The following is an 18,161-nucleotide window of genomic DNA, read 5'->3' as shown; positions in this document are numbered from 1 at the left end:
CTACCTGACTTTCAGGATTAAGGTGCGTTGGATAACGTTAAACGCTTACGCATTATCAGATAGATAATGTTGAGTGCGAAGTCTGCCTGTGAGCCACTAAATTTGTCAACCCTGAAATCTCACCAGGTCGGTTCACGGTAAAGACGACTTTTCGTCGAATAAAAAAGGAAATACCGCATCAATTCCTTTTGTGCCAAACAGTCCGGTCACCTGCTTGCGCTGCCCCGGCGTCAGCAGTCTGAACATCATATCCCAGATCTCTTTCGGTTCCGCTTCCTGTACGGAACGGCTCTCTAAGGCCAGCACCTTTTCAGTTTCTTTCAGGTAAGGACGGAGATACAAAGGGAAAATGGAGATATGAAACTCCTCAGCCTTTGATTTAACACGTTTGCGCTTCACGCCCTCTTTGCCTTCACTGTACATGTTTAAACGGGAACGAACCGCAGGCGCGCTTCCTGGAAACCCCGGTAATTCAAGACATTCCTTTACCGTGAACCACTCTTTTGCCATTAGTTTCTTTCCTTTCTGCCTGTGGAATAAAAAATATTTTTTCTTTTGCGCGAAATTTCAGTTTTATTCTGGCAATATTCCAGTGACCAAAAAGAAAGTTACATTCTTTTGTTTCTCTGGTTTATACCCTGAAAAATATCGGCGCCGATAACACATTTCCTTAGGATTACAGAATGGAACACAAAAGCCAAGACTGGCATCGTGCAGATATTAAAAGTGCACTGGAAAAAAAAGGAATCACGCTCAGAGATCTTTCTCGTGCGGCTGGATTATCGCCCGATTCACTGCGCAATGTATTTACCCGAAGCTGGCCCAGAGCGGAGCAGATCATTGCGCAGGCGCTCGAAACCTCGCCAGACGTGATTTGGCCGTCACGCTATCCACGCCAGCAGCCAGAGGATAAAACAAGTAATACTGAATATTAAATAGATCACTCGTAATTTATCGAGCATATAAATTAATAAATATCCCAGCTTAATATATTGAGAATATTAATAGCACTATTTGCCATTTCCAATTGCGTAAATACTGTTAAAGCATCACGTAATTGCTATTACGTATGTTATTAACAGGAGTCGTTATGAGTTGGGATAAAAAGGTGGCGGTCAATTACGCCAAATCGCACGCGAGTTCACATTCACAAGGGCGCTGTGCGGAATATACCCGCAAAGCTGTTCAGGCAGGCGGCGTTACTCTTGGGCGCACTTACCATGCCAAAGATTATGGTCCGATGCTGAAAAACGCCGGTTTCAGCGCCATTGGCGCGCTTGAAGAGCCGCGCGAAGGGGATGTCATCATCATTCAACCTTATGCTAATGGAAACCCGAGCGGTCACATGGCGATATATGACGGTCATGACTGGTATTCCGACTTCAAACAGCGAGACATGTGGGCCGGTCCGGGTTATCGGACCGCAAAGCCGTCATACACCATTTACAGGAAGAAGTAATGAAAGCCTTTCCACTGATTGTTCTCATCCTGTTGATTTGTGGCTGTACCCCTTCTCACCGTGACAGCACGCAGGATGTGAAACAGTTCTATCTTTCGTGGATGAAGAACTACACTCAGGATCCGGATGCGCCCCGCGAAACATCAGCATTACTGCAACGCTATGTCGCAAAAGAGGTTATCGGGCGTCTGGCGCTAATTGATACGCTTTATGAGCAGGAGATCGTGCAAGCGGACTACTTTATGTATGTGCAGGATTACGCACCGGCATGGATCCCGCTGTTGCGGGTTGGACAGGCGCAGCCATTCCTCGGCGGTGAAAAACTGAACCTGCAGTTAGGCACTGAGTCAGCCCCTATTCGACTGGAGGTTTATACCCGTTGGGAGGAAGGACGGTGGAAAATTTATCGTGTCCGGGACGCGGGTCGTCATTACGAGCAGCCCATTTACAATGCCGGAGAGATTACGCGAGCCAGAGCATGGTCCGCTGAGATCGCGCCGGAATACGAAAAAATGCCGAAGTAAACACAGTAAAAAGGGAGCCTGTTGGCTCCCTTTTTTCGTATTCAAGGAGACTTACGCCTTCAGCTTACGCATAACCAGCGTAGCGTTGGTGCCGCCAAAGCCGAAGCTGTTGGACATCACGGTGGTCAGCGCCTGCTCGGTCGGTTTGGTCACGATGTTCAGACCTGCCGCCTGCTCATCCAGCTCTTCAATGTTGATGCTTGGCGCGATAAAGCCATGTTCCAGCATCAGCAGAGAGTAGATAGCTTCCTGCACGCCAGCCGCGCCCAGTGAGTGACCGGTCATCGCTTTGGTTGCGGAGATTGCCGGGCTGTTGTTGCCAAACACTTCGCGGATTGCGCCCAGTTCTTTCACGTCACCAACCGGAGTCGAGGTACCGTGAGAGTTCAGGTAGTCGATCGGCGTGTCTACACCGTGCATCGCCATCTGCATGCAACGTACTGCGCCTTCGCCAGACGGAGCAACCATGTCTGCGCCATCGGACGTTGCGCCGTAACCGACGATTTCCGCATAGATGTGCGCGCCACGTGCCAGAGCGTGCTCCAGTTCTTCAACCACGACCATACCGCCGCCGCCAGCAATAACGAAACCGTCGCGGTTTGCGTCATAGGTACGGGAAGCTTTTGACGGATCGTCGTTGTATTTGGTAGACAGCGCGCCCATGGCATCGAATTCACACGCCATTTCCCAGCACAGCTCTTCGCCGCCGCCAGCAAAAACGATATCCTGTTTGCCCAACTGAATTTGTTCTACCGCGTTGCCGATGCAGTGCGCAGATGTCGCACAGGCAGAACTGATGGAGTAGTTTACGCCGTGGATTTTGAACGGCGTTGCGAGGCAGGCAGAAACGCCGGACGCCATCGCTTTGGTGACCACATACGGGCCAACCGCTTTCAGACCACGTGGGCTACGCATTGCGTCAGCGCCGAACACCTGAAAACGTGGGGAGCCGCCGCCGGAACCTGCAATCAGGCCAACGCGCGGGTTGTTCTGGTAATCTTCTGCAGCAAGGCCGGCATCAGCCACTGCCTGCTCCATTGATAGGAATGCATAGATGGATGCGTCGCTCATGAAGCGCACTACTTTGCGGTCAATGAGGCCAGTGGTATCCAGTTTTACGTTGCCCCAAACGTGGCTACGCATGCCGGAGTCCTTCAGCTCCTGAGAGAAAGTGATCCCTGAACGTCCTTCACGCAGAGATGCCAGGACTTCCTGCTGGTTATTACCGATGCTGGAAACGATGCCCAAGCCAGTAATCACTGCACGTTTCATTCAATACCTCTGTAAGTCGCACTATTTTAAAGTTTCGAGTGGCACAATAGCGTACACTTGTACGCCGAACAAGTCCGATCAGCCATTTTATGTGGAAATTTGCGCAGCCAGGCACTCATCGCTAAGATCGGGGCACAGCCTGTCAGACGAGTAACTTACGTGAAACAATACGCTATACAACCTGCCAACCTTGAATTCAACGCTGAGGGTACACCTGTTTCCCGAGATTTTGACGATGTCTATTTTTCTAATGATAACGGGCTGGAAGAGACACGTTACGTCTTTCTCGGCGGTAACCATCTCGCACAACGATTCCCTGCGCATTCACGTCCCCTCTTCGTGGTGGCAGAAAGCGGGTTTGGCACCGGACTTAACTTCCTCACGCTCTGGCAGGCATTTGCCGATTTTCGCGATACCCATCCAGAAGCTACCCTGGAAAGATTACATTTCATCAGCTTTGAAAAATATCCGCTGACGCGAGAAGATCTCACCTTAGCCCACCAGCACTGGCCAGAACTTGCCCCGTGGGCCACGGCACTGCAAGAACAATGGCCGCTGCCGCTGGCGGGATGTCATCGCCTGCTGCTTGATGATGGGCGCGTCACGCTGGATCTGTGGTTTGGCGATATTAACGAACTGACCAGTACGCTGGATGACTCTCTGAATCAAAAGGTGGACGCCTGGTTCCTGGACGGTTTCGCACCGGCAAAAAACCCGGATATGTGGACGCCAACGCTGTTTAACGCGATGGCCCGACTGGCTCGTCCCGGCGGGACGCTGGCAACCTTTACCTCGGCAGGCTTTGTACGTCGGGGGTTGCAGGAAGCCGGGTTTACAATGCAAAAATGCAAAGGCTTTGGGCGCAAACGCGAAATGCTCTGTGGCGTGATGGAACAGACTCAGGCGCTCACGTCCTCGGCGCCATGGTTTGCGCGTACGGGAACAGATAAGCGCGAAGCCGCCATTATTGGTGGAGGAATTGCCAGCGCATTGCTGTCACTGGCGTTATTGCGCCGCGGCTGGCAGGTCACGCTGTATTGCGCCGACGATAAACCTGCCGGGGGCGCATCCGGTAATCGCCAGGGGGCGCTCTACCCCCTACTTAGCAAACATGACGCAGCCATTAATCTCTTTTTCCCCACTGCGTTTACCTTCGCCCGTCGACTGTATGACACCCTCCCCGTTGAGTTCGCGCATGACTGGTGCGGCGTGACGCAACTCGCGTGGGATGAGAAAAGCCAGCAAAAAATCACCCAGATGCTGTCCCTTGAACTGCCCGCTGCGCTCGCCGTCGGGGTTGACGCACAGCAGGTTTTACAAACAACAGGTGTGGAAACCGGATGCGGCGGGATTCAGTATCCGGCCGGAGGATGGCTGTACCCGGCGCAGTTAACCGCCGCGGTACTGGACTATGCAACAACCCTGGGATTACGCACCCGCTACCAACATACGCTGGCCTCACTGACTCGCCAGACAGCAAGCTGGCAATTGCAGTTTTCCAGTGGAGAAACCGCCTCTCACGCAGCAGTCGTTCTGGCTAACGGCCATCTCATTAGCAGCTTTGAGCAAACGCAGCCGCTACCGGTGTACTCCGTGGGCGGTCAGGTGAGTCATATTCCCACCACACCTGCACTTTCAGCGTTACGTCAGGTGCTGTGCTATGACGGCTACCTCACGCCGCACAACCCGCAAAATCAGCAGCACTGCATTGGCGCCAGCTATCATCGAGGGAGTGAAGAGACAGCGTATCGCGAGGACGATCAGCAACAAAACCGTCAACGCTTAATCGACTGCTTCCCGAACGCTGTGTGGGCAAAAGAGGTAGACGTTAGTGACAATGCCGCCCGCTGTGGGGTGCGCTGCGCCACGCGCGATCACATGCCAATGGTCGGCAACGTCGCGGACTATGACGCCACGCTCAGCCAGTACACTACACTTGCTGCAGACAAAGAGCACGCCGTAAGCGCGCCGGTTTATTCCGATTTATTTATGCTGGGCGCGCTGGGATCGCGCGGGCTGTGTACTGCCCCGCTGTGTGCAGAAATTCTGGCGTCGCAAATGAGCAATGAACCGATTCCCATGGATGCCAGCACGCTGGCGGCGCTAAATCCAAATCGTCTGTGGGTCAGGAAGTTATTGAAGGGTAAAGCGGTGAAATAAAAGGATGGGATGCCCTCTCGTCATGGCCTGATGACGCTACGCTTATCAGGCCTACAAACACCCCAACAAGGTTGGCCGGATAAGACACCAGAGCGTCGCCATCCGGCACAATTTACCGCAATTATTGTGCAGTAGCCTTCTGGAACAGAGTGTCCCACATTTCTTTCACTAACGCCTGGTCACGCGGCGATAGTTCGCCTGCGCTGATGGCTTTTTCCAGGCTGCTGGTCACATTGGCGTACAATGCCTCAGCGGAATGGTCCTCGCCAGCGTCCAGTTCGGCCACGGCCAGCGTCAGGTGTCCACGCAAATAACCACTGGCAAACAACTCATCATCGCTGGCGTGCTCTACCATATCGTCGATTAATGCCAGAATGCGTGATTCAAACTCCGCGATCATCTTCTTTCCTCATTGTAAACGTGGCAGCGACTTCAGTTGAGCGCTTCGGGCCACGGGAATTGTTCCGCCTTAAGTTCAGGCGTGTGATAATAATTCTGTAACGCGTTAATGAAGCGCGCCGGACGTTCAGGGATCCCCTTTTCCAGGTACTCCATCACCTGAGCATGAACACGGCGCTGGAATACCACGCGATCCGGTTCAAAGTCCCCTTCAAGGTTGTCGCAACTGACGTTAAACGGGTAGCCCGCCGCCATGCAAAACAGCCAGTCAAACGCCTGCGGCTTCACTTCCACGTCTTCAAACTGGCATTGCGTCTTCGCGTCGCGTCCGTCCGGACAGTACCAGTAACCGAAGTCGACCAGTTCACGCCGCGCCTTACCGGCGATGCACCAGTGTGAAATTTCGTGTAACGCGCTGGCGTAATAGCCATGCGCAAAAACGATACGGTGATACGGTAATTCCGCATCCGCAGGAAGATAGATCGGTTCGTCATCGCCTTTAATCAGACGGGTATTAAATTCATCGGCAAAGCAGCCGTTAAAAATCTCAATTAACTGTTCGTAGTGATGGGTATTATTCATTAGTTCATCCCCAGCCAGTGGAGAATCTCCTGTCCATGATTATCATAAAGTAGCTTGGCGCTCATCACGGCGGAGACAATGACGATCATTGGCCGAATGAGTTTTTGTCCTTTACTGAGCACCAGCCGTGAGCCCATCCGTGCGCCAATAAACTGGCCAATGAGCATCACAAATCCGGTCGCCCAAATCACTTTGCCGCCGAGGGCAAACAGCAACAGCCCGCCGATATTCGATGTGGCATTTAATACTTTGGCGTGGGCCGTCGATTTCGCCAGGTTGTAGCCGCACAGCATGACAAAGGCCAGCGCGTAGAACGACCCCGCAGCCGGACCAAAAAAGCCATCGTAAAAGCCGACGCAGCCCCCGGCCACCAGCGCGAAAGGCAACCCATGCAACCGACGCTGTCGGTCCTCCTCCCCCACTTTAGGCATCAACAGAAAGTAAAGGCCAATACAGATAACCAGAACCGGCAGGATCTGGCGCAGAATATCTGACTGCACATGCTGAACCAACAGCGCGCCGCTCATTGAGCCGATAAAAGTCATGAAGATATTGAGCTTCTGATCCGCCAGATTAACCACGCCACGGCGAATAAAATAGAGGGAGGAAGAGATAGATCCTCCACAGGCCTGTAGCTTATTGGTGGCCAGCGCTTGCGCGGGTGGCATCCCGGCCGCCATCAATGCCGGGATAGTGAGTAAACCACCGCCTCCGGCCAGAGAATCAATAAAACCTGCCAGCATCGCCACGAAAAAAAGCACACCTAACAGCAGTGGCGACACCATAAACAGAGAGGCAAAATGATCCATTAGAGTACATGCTCGTCCAGTAGCGCCTGGCAGGAAGGCGGCAACGGCGGCGGTGTCTTCTTCTCAGGCTTGGTGGTTCCAGGTTTCGGAGGTTCGAACCAGCTTTGCAGCTCCGCGCCGCAGCCGTCACCCGGTGGTGGTAACGGTTGATCTTCGCACTCAAGACTGTCGGCAGGACAACGTAACCGTACGTGCATATGCGCACGATGCTGGAACCATGGCCGCACTTTACGCAACCAGTCCCTGTCGGTCCCTGCATCCAGACAAAGTTGCTGCTTAATCGCCGGATTCACGAAAATACGCGTGACTTCATTATCTTTTGCCGCCAGCCTGATCAGGCTGAAAATCTCCGGCTTCCAGAGTGACGGCACGACACGTTTGCCATCCTGTGAGACCAGATCTAACGCCTGCGGCCGCAGCAGTTGCGACTGGGTCCAGCGGGTTTTCGGCAGTTGCAGGAAAATATCTACATCCAGTCCCGTCTGGTGGCTGGCGTGACCGCCATTGAATCGCCCACCGGCCGGCATGCCCATATCGCCGATTAACACCGTACCCAGCCCCAGATTGTTGGCCTGATTACTCAGACGCTGGATAAACATCACCAGATCCGGATGGCCAAAGTAACGGCGCTGATCGGTGCGCATCACCTGATAGTGTTCTGACTGTACAGGCAGCGTATCTGCGCCAACAATACAGCCATTGGAGAACGCGCCGATAGACTGCGCGCTGCCTGCAACCGGATGGGTAATTTTCTGCCAGGGCGTCGCCGCCAGACAGGCGGTGCTGGCAAACAGAGCCAGCGCCGCAAGTGCCGTTTTTTTCATCTCTTACCAGCGTGGAATATCGGTCTTCACGTCCGCATTTTGCGCCCGCTGACGCAGCAGGTGATCCATCAACACGATCGCCAGCATCGCTTCGGCGATTGGCACGGCGCGGATCCCAACACACGGATCGTGACGACCTTTGGTGATCATTTCGACTTCTTCACCAAAGCGATTAATAGTGCGCCCTGGAACGGTAATACTGGAGGTCGGTTTCAGCGCCATATGAGCAATGATTTGTTGCCCACTGCTGATCCCACCAAGAATGCCGCCCGCATGATTACTCTGGAAACCTTCTTTGGTGATTTCATCACGGTTCTGGCTGCCGCGCAGTGCAACAACGTCAAAACCGTCGCCAATCTCAACACCTTTAACGGCGTTAATGCTCATCAGCGCGTGAGCGATATCAGCATCCAGGCGGTCAAATACAGGTTCGCCTAGACCCGCTGGTACCCCGCTTGCAACCACGGTCACCTTCGCCCCGATGGAGTCGCCCTCTTTCTTCAGCCCACGCATCAGTTCGTCCAGCGCCTCGAGTTTATCCGGATCTGGACAAAAGAACGGGTTAAGTTCCACCTGGGACCAGTCTTTGATCTCCAGCGGAATATCACCCATCTGCGTCAGACAGCCGCGAATTTCAACGCCGAACTTTTCCGCCAGATATTTTTTGGCAATCGCTCCGGCCGCAACGCGCATCGCCGTTTCACGTGCGGATGAGCGTCCGCCGCCACGGTAGTCACGCAGGCCATACTTCTGCTCATAGGTATAGTCGGCGTGTCCTGGACGAAAAACGTCCTTAATCGCACCGTAATCCTGTGAACGCTGATCGGTATTTTCGATCAACAGGCCAATGCTGGTGCCGGTGGTAACGCCCTCGAACACGCCGGAGAGGATTTTCACCTGATCCGGCTCACGACGCTGCGTAGTGTAGCGCGATGTGCCCGGACGGCGTCTGTCGAGATCGTGCTGCAGGTCAGCTTCTGTCAGAGAAATGCCCGGCGGAACACCATCGACAATACAACCGAGCGCCAGCCCGTGTGATTCACCGAAAGTGGTTACGCGAAAGAGTTGCCCAATTGTGTTTCCTGCCATCACGGCTCCGTTATGAGTGTTGTGTATGTGCGCGTGTATTTAGTCTTTATAAATGCTGAAGTGCTCGCGAGCAGCAACTAACTGCTCTTTGGTCAGCATGAATACACCTTCACCGCCGTTGTCGAACTCCAGCCAGGTGAACGGTACATCCGGGTATTGCTCTATCAGATGTACCATGCTGTTTCCGACTTCACAAATCAGAATACCGTTATCTGACAGATAGTCCGGAGCGTTACCCAGAATGCGGCGGGTAAGTTTCAGTCCATCGCTGCCGGACGCCAGACCCAACTCAGGTTCATGACGATATTCGTTTGGCAGATCGGACATATCTTCCGCATCGACATACGGCGGATTGGTCACAATCAGGTCATACTGGACTTTCAGCAGATCGCGGAACAGATCGGAACGGATCGGCGTAACATGATGGATCAGGCCGTGCTCTTCAATATTGTGTTCGGTCACCGCCAGCGCGTCGGTGGAAATATCCACCGCATCCACTTCGGCCTCCGGGAAAGCATAGGCGCAGGCAATGGCAATACAGCCGCTGCCGGTACACATATCAAGGATATGCTGTGGCTGCTCATTAATAAGGCCCGCAAAGCGGTTATTAATAAGCTCGCCAATCGGCGAACGTGGTACCAGCACGCGTTCATCAACATAAAACTCATGCCCGCAGAACCAGGCTTTGTTGGTCAAATAAGCGACTGGAATGCGCTCGTTGACGCGGCGAATCACGCGTTCAACAATGCGATGGCGCTCGCTGGAAGTCAGACGCGCGGTACGCATATCTTCTGGAATATCCAGCGGCAGATAAAGTGACGGCAGCACCAGTTGTACGGCCTCGTCCCATGGGTTATCCGTGCCATGGCCATACCAGATATTCGCCGCGCTAAAACGGCTGACCGCCCAACGCAACATGTCCTGAATGGTATGCAGTTCACTCACTGCTTCATCGACGAAAATTTTATCCACGTATTCCTCCAGGGCATGCTCGTATTAATTTCGGCGGCTAGTTTGCCACGAAGACGGCGATAAATCAGCATTCACACAGGGCCTGAGCGCGAAAATTGCGTTTTAAGCGATCGGATGCCCGCCGAGTCGGGTTAAACTAACGAAAAATAAAAGATGAGACTCTCGAATGAAAAAGAAAACATCGCTCAGCGAGGAGGATCAGACGCTGTTTCGCCAGCTGATGACCGGCACGCGTAAAATTAAACAGGACACCATTGTTCACCGACCGCTACGTAAAAAAATTACCGAGGTTCCGGTTAAAAGGCTGCTGCAGGAACAAGCTGATGCCAGTCACTATTTCTCGGACGAGTTTCAGCCGCTGCTGAATACGGACGGCCCGGTAAGATATCTGCGTGCCGACGTCAGCCATTTCGAACTGAAGAAAATGCGCCGTGGCGATTACTCCCCGGAGCTGTTTCTCGATCTGCACGGGCTGACCCAGCAGCAGGCCAAACAGGAGTTAGGCGCGCTGATTGCCGCCTGTCGTCGCGAGCATGTGTTTTGCGCTTGCGTAATGCATGGTCACGGAAAACATATTCTTAAGCAGCAAACGCCGCTCTGGCTGGCGCAGCATCCGCACGTGATGGCCTTTCATCAAGCGCCAAAAGAGTACGGTGGCGACGCCGCGCTGCTGCTACTGATTGAAGTGGAAGAGTGGCAACCGCCCGAACTTCCCTGATGCAGAAAAACAGAAAGAGCCGCATTTGCGGCTCTTTGATTTTCCGGATGACGGCTGTGCCTTATCCGATTCCAGGCTTTTTAAATCGCTTTTGCCATTTTCAGGTTACACGGGCTCATCTGCCAGTTAAAAGTCCCCTTCCCGCTCTCATCAAGCGTTACGCTGGCAATCGCTGATGTGGTAAACATCGGCGGTGTTTCGCCAGGGCAAAGTTCAGACACCAGATACCCCACTAAAGGTAAGTGAGAGATGACCAGCGCCGTGGCGATACCTTCATTGGCCAGAGCCTGTAAATAGGCGCTGACCAGACCGACATCGCCGCAGGGAGTCAGCTCCGGCAAAACATCCACACCGGTTGGCAGGTTCATACATTCCCCCACCACATCCAGCGTTTGTTCGGCTCGTAGGAACGGGCTCACCAGAACACGTTCGATATCCACTTTTTGACCTTTCAGCCAGTTCGCCATCAGGCGAGATTCGTCACAACCACAGGAGGTTAAGGGACGAACCGAATCACTGGCGGCATCGAGGGCTGCGTCGCCGTGACGCATGATAAAAACTTGCATATTGCACCGCTTTTGTTAACCAGAATCACCGACACCTTTATCCACAGCCCCTATTGACCGTGGTAACGATGTGGTGGCCGGCATTGTGCCTTATCCATTCACCGAATGAAACGCTGTTTTTTACCTCAACGGCGTAAGTATAGTCAATCTCTGTTTACATTTTGAGCGCGACCCATACATTCAGTGCGGATTCATCCTACCTTTGACCTCATGAATTCAGGTCAGTTTCCCCATTACTCCAGAATCTTTCACCGCGTTCCGACATCTGCAATAACTGCTCACACGGCGTAAACCGCGAGCCGTATTGCGTGGTCAGTCGTTGCAGAGCAGCAACCACTTCACCCGCGCCGAGCGAATCCATATACCGGAACGGGCCGCCGAGGAAGGGCGGAAAACCAATACCAAATACAGCGCCGATATCGCCATCACGCGCGCTGCGGATAATCTTCTCATCGAAACAGCGTGCTGCTTCATTGAGCATTAACATGACGCACCGCTCAGCGATCTGCGCGGCGGTGAGTCGGCCCTGCCCCTGGACGCCAATAAGCGTATAAATTGCAGGGTCGACCTGTTTTTTGCTTTTACGCCCTTTCGCTCCATAAAGATAGAAACCCCGACCATTTTTTCTACCTTTGCGATCGTCATTCAAAATTGAAGCAACAACATTTGCAGGCGCGCTAAAACGTTCTCCATATGCAGCCTCAAGCACTGGTATAATTTTAGTGCCCGTATCAATTCCGACCTCATCCAAAAGTTGGATTGGCCCGACCGGAAAACCAAACTTAACCAGCGCGGCGTCAATGGCTTCAACCCGCTCGCCTTCGGTCAGCATACGAATAGCTTCGTTAATGTATGGCGCTAAAATGCGGTTAACATAAAATCCGGCCTTATCTCTGACCACTATCGGCGTTTTGCCCTGCTTTTTCGCCAGTTTAACGGTTGTGGCAATTGTCTGCTCAGAGGTCGTGGCATGCGGGATAACCTCGACCAGCGGCATTTTTTCCACCGGGCTAAAGAAGTGCAAACCAATTACTTGTTGAGGCCTGGCAGCGTTCGCCGCAATATCGCCAATTGGCAAAGATGAGGTGTTAGAGGCAAAAATGGTATGAGATGCGCAATTTTGCTCAACTTCTGCCACCATCTGTTGTTTTAACGCCAGATCTTCAAATACGGCTTCAATAACCAGATCGCGATGAGCGAAGCCACGATAATCGGTTGATCCCGAAATCAGCGCCAGCTGTTTATCACGCTCGCTGGCTTTGATATGACGGCGGCGAACCTTCGTTTCAAGCTGATCCCAGCTGTACTTCAGCGCGTGGTTGATTCCCTTGGCATTTATATCTTTGATACGCACTGGCAAGCCGCCTTTACAGGCCGTCACATAGGCAATACCGCCCCCCATCAGACCGCCGCCCAAAATGCCTACACTGTTTAGCGGGCCGGGCTTCACATCACTTCCGGGATCCTTTTTCACATCGGTGTTGGCAAAAAAGATGTGCCGCAGCGCCTGAGACTGAGATGTCATCGCCAGTTCGCCAAACGCGCGGGCTTCGGCGTCGTAACCGCTGCTGCTGCCTTGCGCCAGGCCGGTTTCGATGACCTCAAGGATACGTTCTGTTGCAGGGTAGTTGCCCTGCGTTTTTTGCGCCGTCTTTTTACTGGCCATGCGGAATAACAGCGCCCGCCCCAGCGGCCCCGCTAGCACACGCTCTCGCACCGGCAGAGTACGGTGTGCGGGACTGTCCTTTTTGGCCAGTTCTACGGCCGCTTCCAGCAAAATGGTATGCGGTACAATTTCATCCACTAAACCCACTTTCAGCGCCTGTTTTGCACGTAGTTGTTTTCCGGTGAGGATCATATCCAGCGCGGTACTGACGCCAATCAGACGGGGCAACCGCTGGGTACCGCCAGAGCCGGGCAGCAGACCAAGCTGCACTTCCGGTAAACCCAGTACGGTTTTAGCATCATCGGTACAAATACGATTGTGGCACGCCAGCGCCATCTCCAGGCCACCGCCGAGACAGGCGCCATGAATTGCGGCGATAACGGGGATCGGCAAGGCATTAATTTCCGCCATAATCTGCTGCCCCTGGCGTGCCAGCGTTTCAGCTTCCTGCGCGCTGCGACAGCGACCAATCATGTTGATATCCGCCCCGGCAATGAAGTTATCGGGTTTCGCCGAAATGAACACCACGCCGCGTAATGCTTTGTTATCGCGAATTTGTTTCAGAATGACCCGAACCTGAGAGGCAAATTCCGCCTTCAGGGTATTCATTTTCTCTCCGGGCACATCAATGGTAACCACAGCGACGTTATCCAGACGTACGTTTAGCGTAAAAGCCGATGTCATTTCCATTATTCCGCCTCCAGAACCATTGCCGCACCCAGACCACCTGCTGCACAGGCTGTCACTAAACCAAAACCACCACCACGACGTCGTAACTCATGGAGAGTTTGGGTGATCATGCGAGCACCGGTGGCGGCGAAGGGGTGTCCATAGGCAATCGATCCGCCCAGCACATTAAATTTACTGTCATCAACCTCGCCCGTGGCATGCGCCCTGCCGAGCACTTCGCGGGCAAAACGTTCGCTACCCAGCAGTTGAAGATTCGCCAGCGTTTGTGCGGCAAATGCTTCATGCATATCGATCAGGGTTAAATCAGCCATGGTCAGACCCGCTCTCTCCAGGGCAAGCGGCGTTGACCACGCCGGCCCCAACAGCATGTCCTGCCAGACATCGATGGCGGTAAAGGCAAAACTACGCAGGTATCCCAGCGGCACCAGCCCCAACTCTTTCGCACGCGATTCCGTCATCATAATCACGGCGGCTGCGCCGTCCGTTAGCGGGGTACTGTTCGCCGCGGTAACGGTGCCGTGCTTTCGGTCAAAGGCCGGACGCAGTTTGGCGTAATCGGCCAGCGTAGAGTTACCGCGAATATTGTTATCTTCTGAAAAAGGATCTTTGAAAGGTGGCGCGTAGGTGGTCATCACCTCATCTGCCAGTTTGCCTTCAGACCACGCCTGAGCGGCGCGCTGATGAGAACGGTGCGCCAGGGCATCCTGTTGCTCTCGCGTAATCCCATAAGTTTTGGCCATTTGCTCGGCCGTATCCCCCATGCGTAAACCGGTGGAATACTCGGCGACGGCTGGCGGTACGGGCATCAGGTCACGTAAGCGCAGTCGGGAGAAAAGTTTAAGACGCTGACCGGTGGTCCGGGCCTTATTGACATCCACCAGCATCCGCGCCAGCTTTTTGCTAACGCCAATAGGCAGAACTGACGAGGAGTCCGCACCGCCGGCAATTCCTGCACGAATAGTCCCCGCCATCAGGCTTTCCGCGACATTCGCCACCGCCTGGAAGCTGGTGGCGCAGGCTCGGCTTACGCTGTAGGCATCGGTGTGCACATTCATCCCGGTTCCCAGCACGATTTCACGAGCAATATTTGGGGCCTCGGGCATTTGCACCACCTGGCCAAAGACCAGTTGCTCAATCACATCAGCAGAAATTTCGCTGCGCGCCAGCAGCTCGCCAACGACCATTTTCCCCAAATCTACGGCGGGAATGCCATGAAACGCGGTTGCCTGGCGGGCAAATGGCGTACGCAATCCGCTTACGATGGCGATGCGATCGCCCTGGCGGGTAACCAGCGGTAAAGCCTGACTCATAACACTCCCCTGTAAAAAATAAAAATAAGTGGTCTGACCTGATCACAGTCTTAACCAATTTTTTACATTTAGCCAAGCAGGGAGAAAAGAAAGTGGGAGCTAAGACACAGTGAATAATCACTGACAGTGACGAAAAAGCCCTTGCTACCGGGTAACAAGGGCTTTTAAAGAAGGGATTAACGCAGACCCAGTTGGAAGATCAGCGTTTCAGCTTCACAGGCAAAAACAAAGTCGATATCCAGACGCACACCTTCAGACTCTTCAGTAAAGGTCGAGGTGATTTGGCAAGGCTCAGATTCCACGCCACGCGCCTTCTCAGTCAGAGCGGCCAGCGTTTCTTCTGCCTCTGCACGATTCGCGAACACACGGCTGTATGACGCGGTGCAATCGGAGTTGTCCATGATGGTGCCAACATCCATACAGCAGCAAACCGGGGTTTCATCAGCACTGCATTTACTCATTGTAGATTTCCTCTGTATTCGCACCTGTGGTGCCAGATAAACGATGGGGATATTTTACGCTCCCATTATTCGCCTCTCCAGTCGTTAATTGTATGAAATGGGATAAGTGACCGAAATCACACTTAAAAATGATCTAAAACAAAAATCACCCAAACAGGTGAGTGTGCATACCCGCAATTTTGCCAGCTGGATCGCGTTTCCGAGATCAGAATTGAAAATATTTATAAACATACTTGCAACATTTCAGCTGGTCAGACCTATACTCTCGGCACTGGTCTGATTTCTAAGTTGTACCTCAGACCCTACACTTCGCGCTCCTGTTACGGTATGTAACATTGTTTGTATAAAAATAAATCAATGAGGTTATGGTCATGAGCCAGAAAACCCTGTTTACAAAGTCTGCTCTCGCAGTCGCAGTGGCAATTATCTCCACACAGGCCTGGTCTGCAGGCTTTCAGTTAAACGAATTTTCTTCCTCTGGCCTTGGCCGGGCATATTCGGGTGAAGGCGCTATTGCAGATGATGCAGGTAACGCCAGTCGTAACCCGGCGCTGATTATGATGTTTGACCGCCCTACTTTTTCAGCGGGTGCGGTGTATATCGATCCAGACGTGAATATTTCCGGTAAATCGCCATACACCGGTCGCAGCACCGATGCGGACAACATCGCGCCTACGGCGTGGGTTCCCAATGCTCACTTCGTGATGCCGATCAACGAACAGTTTGGTTGGGGGGCTTCTGTCACGTCAAACTATGGCCTGGCAACCGAATTTAACGATAACTACATCGTCGGCGAATACGGCGGGAAGACCGATCTTAAAACGGTCAACCTGAACCTGAGCGGTGCCTACCGTCTGAATGATAGCTGGAGCTTTGGCGTTGGTTTTAATGCCGTCTATGCCGATGCAAAAATTGAGCGTTATTCCGGTGAACAAACTGCCGCATTGCCAAAAGTCAGCCAGAAAATTGCCAGCCTGAAAGGTGACGAATGGGGTTACGGCTGGAACGCCGGAATTTTGTACGAGCTGGATAAAAATAACCGCTACGGTTTAACGTATCGGTCTGAAGTCAAAATCGACTTCGATGGCGATTACAAGAGCGGCATCCGCACCCAGGCCAACGCGTTACCTGGCGCAGGCACGGCGTTCCCTTGGGGAACCACCAACGCCACCGTCCCAGGTTCTCTGACGCTTAACCTGCCGGAAATGTGGGAACTGTCGGGTTACAACCGCGTTGCACCACAGTGGGCTATTCACTACAGCATGGCTTACACCAGCTGGAGTCAGTTCCAGGAACTGAAAGCAACCGGCACCAACGGGCAGACGCTGTTCTATAAAGAAGAAGGCTTCAAAGATTCTTACCGCATCGCGCTGGGTACGACTTATTACATGGATAAAAGCTGGACCTTCCGTACCGGTATCGCCTATGACGATAGCCCGGTTCCTGCGAGCAAGCGTTCCATCTCCATTCCGGACCAGGACCGTCTGTGGCTGAGTGCGGGTACCACTTACGCCTTCAATGATGACGCGTCCATTGACGTAGGCGTTTCTTATATGCACGGCCAGAAAGTGACCGTCAAAGAAGGCCCGTATACTTTCGATTCTGAAGGTAAAGCCTGGCTGTTCGGTACCAACTTCAACTACGCATTCTGATTTTCTTCAGATATAAAAAAGGTGAGCTTTTTAGCTCACCTTTTTATTTTCATCCTTCCTTACTCAGAATCGATCTCTTTTAAATCGTCCTGAATATCTTTCGCGTTCGGGTTTTCTTCTGGTTTGAGTTTGCCACCGTTCGCAATAAAGTCATGACGCTGGAAGTAAGCTTCTCGCACCATGATGTAAGGGTCGGAAGACTGACGCAGCAGACCGTCGGAATCAAGCAGTTGCGCGCGGGTTTCAATCCCTTCAACCGTCCATTTACCTATCGACAACGGCCAGGTCAGCCAGGACAGTACCGGATACAGCGTATCCACCATGTCGCCGCCATCATCACGCAGCGTGAAGCTGCCGTAGAATGGAAGCTGCATATACGGTCCGTAACCAACGTCATAGTGGCCTAACGTACTACCAAAACGGTGTGGTTCAACGCGCTGTAACTTCGGATTAGCCATACCCGCCACGTCGATAAATCCGCCCATACCTAACAGGGTGTTCAGGAAGAAACGGGTGAAGTGCACCATCCCCTGATAGGGGTCACCTTGCAGGAAGTAGTTGACCATAACGGCCGGCTCTTCAAGGTTGCCGGTAAAATTGCTCAAACCGTTACGCGCCGGCTGCGGGACATAATCACGCCAGGCAACTGCCACCGGTCGAACAACGTATGGATCTAAAACATTAAAGTTGAAGTTGTACATGGTGCGGTTGAACCCTTCAAATGGGTCCGAACGCCCCTGCTGTTCAGTACCAGAGCTCGCACACCCCACCAAAAGTGTGGTTCCCAGCGCAAGCGCCGACAGGCGAAGCTTCATAAGTGTCTCCCTGTGTATTATGGCTATCGCTGATTGCCATCCATGACGGAACGATGACGTATCCGCCTGTTTAGATGTGAGCGATTGTAACAGCACGTCAAATGATGTCTATATACCCTGTGTTACTGATTTGATCATAGCCTGGTAATGCGTACTCCGCGGCGGCTCTATTCTAGCTACCCCAATAAAAACA

Annotated in this window: 19 protein-coding genes; 6 read left to right on the top strand and 13 right to left on the bottom strand. The window is 52.9% G+C overall.

The window, feature by feature from the left end; all coding sequences use genetic code 11:
* Nucleotides 1-132: 132 nt before the first annotated feature.
* A complete protein-coding gene (locus tag O6D90_RS07250; protein WP_016157053.1) occupies nucleotides 133-510 on the bottom strand; it encodes a hypothetical protein in 378 nt (125 codons plus the stop codon).
* Nucleotides 511-683: 173 nt separating this feature from the next.
* On the opposite strand from O6D90_RS07250, the gene O6D90_RS07245 reads away from it, so the two are divergent.
* The 3 genes from O6D90_RS07245 to O6D90_RS07235 all read left to right on the top strand — a co-directional run bounded on the left by O6D90_RS07245 (nucleotide 684) and on the right by O6D90_RS07235 (nucleotide 1,983).
* Nucleotides 684-935 carry a helix-turn-helix domain-containing protein gene (locus O6D90_RS07245; protein ID WP_016153867.1) on the top strand — a complete coding sequence of 84 codons (252 nt, stop codon included), beginning with the start codon at nucleotides 684-686 and terminating at the stop codon, nucleotides 933-935.
* Between the two features lie 155 nt (nucleotides 936-1,090).
* On the top strand, nucleotides 1,091-1,459 hold the full coding sequence (locus tag O6D90_RS07240; RefSeq protein ID WP_016153868.1) for an NlpC/P60 family protein: 369 nt from the start codon (nucleotides 1,091-1,093) through the stop codon (nucleotides 1,457-1,459).
* Entirely contained in the window at nucleotides 1,459-1,983 is a 525-nt protein-coding gene (locus O6D90_RS07235; protein ID WP_016157054.1) for a YbjP/YqhG family protein, read from the top strand. The genes O6D90_RS07240 and O6D90_RS07235 overlap by 1 nt, the downstream gene beginning before the upstream one ends.
* 51 nt (nucleotides 1,984-2,034) lie before the next feature.
* Here the strand turns inward: O6D90_RS07235 and fabB are convergent, their stop codons facing one another.
* The gene (gene fabB, locus O6D90_RS07230) at nucleotides 2,035-3,255 is read right to left on the bottom strand and encodes a beta-ketoacyl-ACP synthase I (RefSeq protein WP_016157055.1); all 1,221 of its coding nucleotides are present in this window, start codon (nucleotides 3,253-3,255) and stop codon (nucleotides 2,035-2,037) included.
* 159 nt (nucleotides 3,256-3,414) lie between these two features.
* Between fabB and mnmC the strand changes: the two genes are divergently transcribed.
* Nucleotides 3,415-5,415, top strand: a complete 2,001-nt coding sequence (gene mnmC, locus O6D90_RS07225) for a bifunctional tRNA (5-methylaminomethyl-2-thiouridine)(34)-methyltransferase MnmD/FAD-dependent 5-carboxymethylaminomethyl-2-thiouridine(34) oxidoreductase MnmC (protein ID WP_016157056.1) — start codon at nucleotides 3,415-3,417, stop codon at nucleotides 5,413-5,415.
* 121 nt (nucleotides 5,416-5,536) lie between these two features.
* Here the strand turns inward: mnmC and O6D90_RS07220 are convergent, their stop codons facing one another.
* From O6D90_RS07220 to prmB, 6 genes are read right to left on the bottom strand one after another with little or no spacing between them, the layout of a single operon-like run.
* Nucleotides 5,537-5,815, bottom strand: coding sequence for a YfcL family protein (locus tag O6D90_RS07220; RefSeq protein ID WP_016157057.1), 279 nt, complete (start codon nucleotides 5,813-5,815; stop codon nucleotides 5,537-5,539).
* A 32-nt stretch (nucleotides 5,816-5,847) separates the two neighbouring features.
* Nucleotides 5,848-6,396: an elongation factor P hydroxylase gene (locus O6D90_RS07215; RefSeq protein WP_016153873.1), complete on the bottom strand. Its 549-nt coding sequence runs from the start codon at nucleotides 6,394-6,396 to the stop codon at nucleotides 5,848-5,850.
* Complete coding sequence (locus O6D90_RS07210; protein WP_016153874.1) at nucleotides 6,396-7,205, bottom strand: sulfite exporter TauE/SafE family protein; 810 nt, start codon at nucleotides 7,203-7,205, stop codon at nucleotides 6,396-6,398. Before O6D90_RS07210 ends, O6D90_RS07215 begins: the two co-directional genes overlap by 1 nt.
* On the bottom strand, nucleotides 7,205-8,029 hold the full coding sequence (gene mepA / locus O6D90_RS07205) for a penicillin-insensitive murein endopeptidase (RefSeq protein WP_016153875.1): 825 nt from the start codon (nucleotides 8,027-8,029) through the stop codon (nucleotides 7,205-7,207). The genes O6D90_RS07210 and mepA overlap by 1 nt, the downstream gene beginning before the upstream one ends.
* A gap of 3 nt (nucleotides 8,030-8,032) precedes the next feature.
* Entirely contained in the window at nucleotides 8,033-9,118 is a 1,086-nt protein-coding gene (aroC, locus tag O6D90_RS07200; protein ID WP_003028170.1) for a chorismate synthase, read from the bottom strand.
* Between the two features lie 39 nt (nucleotides 9,119-9,157).
* Entirely contained in the window at nucleotides 9,158-10,090 is a 933-nt protein-coding gene (gene prmB, locus O6D90_RS07195; RefSeq protein ID WP_016157058.1) for a 50S ribosomal protein L3 N(5)-glutamine methyltransferase, read from the bottom strand.
* Nucleotides 10,091-10,256: 166 nt separating this feature from the next.
* On the opposite strand from prmB, the gene smrB reads away from it, so the two are divergent.
* Nucleotides 10,257-10,808: an endonuclease SmrB gene (smrB, locus tag O6D90_RS07190; RefSeq protein WP_016157059.1), complete on the top strand. Its 552-nt coding sequence runs from the start codon at nucleotides 10,257-10,259 to the stop codon at nucleotides 10,806-10,808.
* Nucleotides 10,809-10,888: 80 nt separating this feature from the next.
* On the opposite strand, the gene sixA is transcribed toward smrB, so the two are convergent.
* From sixA to O6D90_RS07170, 4 genes are all read right to left on the bottom strand, one after another.
* On the bottom strand, nucleotides 10,889-11,374 hold the full coding sequence (gene sixA / locus O6D90_RS07185; protein ID WP_003028179.1) for a phosphohistidine phosphatase SixA: 486 nt from the start codon (nucleotides 11,372-11,374) through the stop codon (nucleotides 10,889-10,891).
* 208 nt (nucleotides 11,375-11,582) lie between these two features.
* Nucleotides 11,583-13,730, bottom strand: coding sequence for a fatty acid oxidation complex subunit alpha FadJ (gene fadJ, locus O6D90_RS07180; RefSeq protein ID WP_016157060.1), 2,148 nt, complete (start codon nucleotides 13,728-13,730; stop codon nucleotides 11,583-11,585).
* Nucleotides 13,730-15,040 (bottom strand): acetyl-CoA C-acyltransferase FadI, encoded by a 1,311-nt coding sequence (gene fadI / locus O6D90_RS07175; protein ID WP_016157061.1) that lies wholly within the window; start codon nucleotides 15,038-15,040, stop codon nucleotides 13,730-13,732. Before fadI ends, fadJ begins: the two co-directional genes overlap by 1 nt.
* 176 nt (nucleotides 15,041-15,216) lie before the next feature.
* Nucleotides 15,217-15,501 (bottom strand): YfcZ/YiiS family protein, encoded by a 285-nt coding sequence (locus O6D90_RS07170; RefSeq protein ID WP_003834838.1) that lies wholly within the window; start codon nucleotides 15,499-15,501, stop codon nucleotides 15,217-15,219.
* 371 nt (nucleotides 15,502-15,872) lie between these two features.
* On the opposite strand from O6D90_RS07170, the gene fadL reads away from it, so the two are divergent.
* A complete protein-coding gene (gene fadL / locus O6D90_RS07165; RefSeq protein ID WP_016157062.1) occupies nucleotides 15,873-17,153 on the top strand; it encodes a long-chain fatty acid transporter FadL in 1,281 nt (426 codons plus the stop codon).
* A 59-nt stretch (nucleotides 17,154-17,212) separates the two neighbouring features.
* Here the strand turns inward: fadL and mlaA are convergent, their stop codons facing one another.
* On the bottom strand, nucleotides 17,213-17,968 hold the full coding sequence (gene mlaA / locus O6D90_RS07160) for a phospholipid-binding lipoprotein MlaA (RefSeq protein WP_003028190.1): 756 nt from the start codon (nucleotides 17,966-17,968) through the stop codon (nucleotides 17,213-17,215).
* Nucleotides 17,969-18,161 lie beyond the last annotated feature (193 nt).

It is taken from the genome of Citrobacter sp. 21OH12SH02A-Citro (assembly GCF_027919895.1).
In the GTDB taxonomy this organism is placed as follows: Bacteria; Pseudomonadota; Gammaproteobacteria; order Enterobacterales; family Enterobacteriaceae; genus Citrobacter; species Citrobacter braakii.
Note: the sequence above shows the minus strand (reverse complement) of the source record. Positions and strands in the feature narration are given on the sequence as shown.

Bases quoted from the DNA above. Each gene is read 5' to 3' on its own strand.
- O6D90_RS07250 (WP_016157053.1), bottom strand. From the start codon at position 510: ATGGCAAAAGAGTGGTTCACGGTAAAGGAATGTCTTGAATTACCGGGG.
- O6D90_RS07245 (WP_016153867.1), top strand. From the start codon at position 684: ATGGAACACAAAAGCCAAGACTGGCATCGTGCAGATATTAAAAGTGCA.
- O6D90_RS07240 (WP_016153868.1), top strand. From the start codon at position 1,091: ATGAGTTGGGATAAAAAGGTGGCGGTCAATTACGCCAAATCGCACGCG.
- O6D90_RS07235 (WP_016157054.1), top strand. From the start codon at position 1,459: ATGAAAGCCTTTCCACTGATTGTTCTCATCCTGTTGATTTGTGGCTGT.
- fabB (WP_016157055.1), bottom strand. From the start codon at position 3,255: ATGAAACGTGCAGTGATTACTGGCTTGGGCATCGTTTCCAGCATCGGT.
- O6D90_RS07220 (WP_016157057.1), bottom strand. From the start codon at position 5,815: ATGATCGCGGAGTTTGAATCACGCATTCTGGCATTAATCGACGATATG.
- O6D90_RS07215 (WP_016153873.1), bottom strand. From the start codon at position 6,396: ATGAATAATACCCATCACTACGAACAGTTAATTGAGATTTTTAACGGC.
- O6D90_RS07210 (WP_016153874.1), bottom strand. From the start codon at position 7,205: ATGGATCATTTTGCCTCTCTGTTTATGGTGTCGCCACTGCTGTTAGGT.
- mepA (WP_016153875.1), bottom strand. From the start codon at position 8,029: ATGAAAAAAACGGCACTTGCGGCGCTGGCTCTGTTTGCCAGCACCGCC.
- aroC (WP_003028170.1), bottom strand. From the start codon at position 9,118: ATGGCAGGAAACACAATTGGGCAACTCTTTCGCGTAACCACTTTCGGT.
- smrB (WP_016157059.1), top strand. From the start codon at position 10,257: ATGAAAAAGAAAACATCGCTCAGCGAGGAGGATCAGACGCTGTTTCGC.
- sixA (WP_003028179.1), bottom strand. From the start codon at position 11,374: ATGCAAGTTTTTATCATGCGTCACGGCGACGCAGCCCTCGATGCCGCC.
- fadJ (WP_016157060.1), bottom strand. From the start codon at position 13,730: ATGGAAATGACATCGGCTTTTACGCTAAACGTACGTCTGGATAACGTC.
- fadI (WP_016157061.1), bottom strand. From the start codon at position 15,040: ATGAGTCAGGCTTTACCGCTGGTTACCCGCCAGGGCGATCGCATCGCC.
- O6D90_RS07170 (WP_003834838.1), bottom strand. From the start codon at position 15,501: ATGAGTAAATGCAGTGCTGATGAAACCCCGGTTTGCTGCTGTATGGAT.
- fadL (WP_016157062.1), top strand. From the start codon at position 15,873: ATGAGCCAGAAAACCCTGTTTACAAAGTCTGCTCTCGCAGTCGCAGTG.
- mlaA (WP_003028190.1), bottom strand. From the start codon at position 17,968: ATGAAGCTTCGCCTGTCGGCGCTTGCGCTGGGAACCACACTTTTGGTG.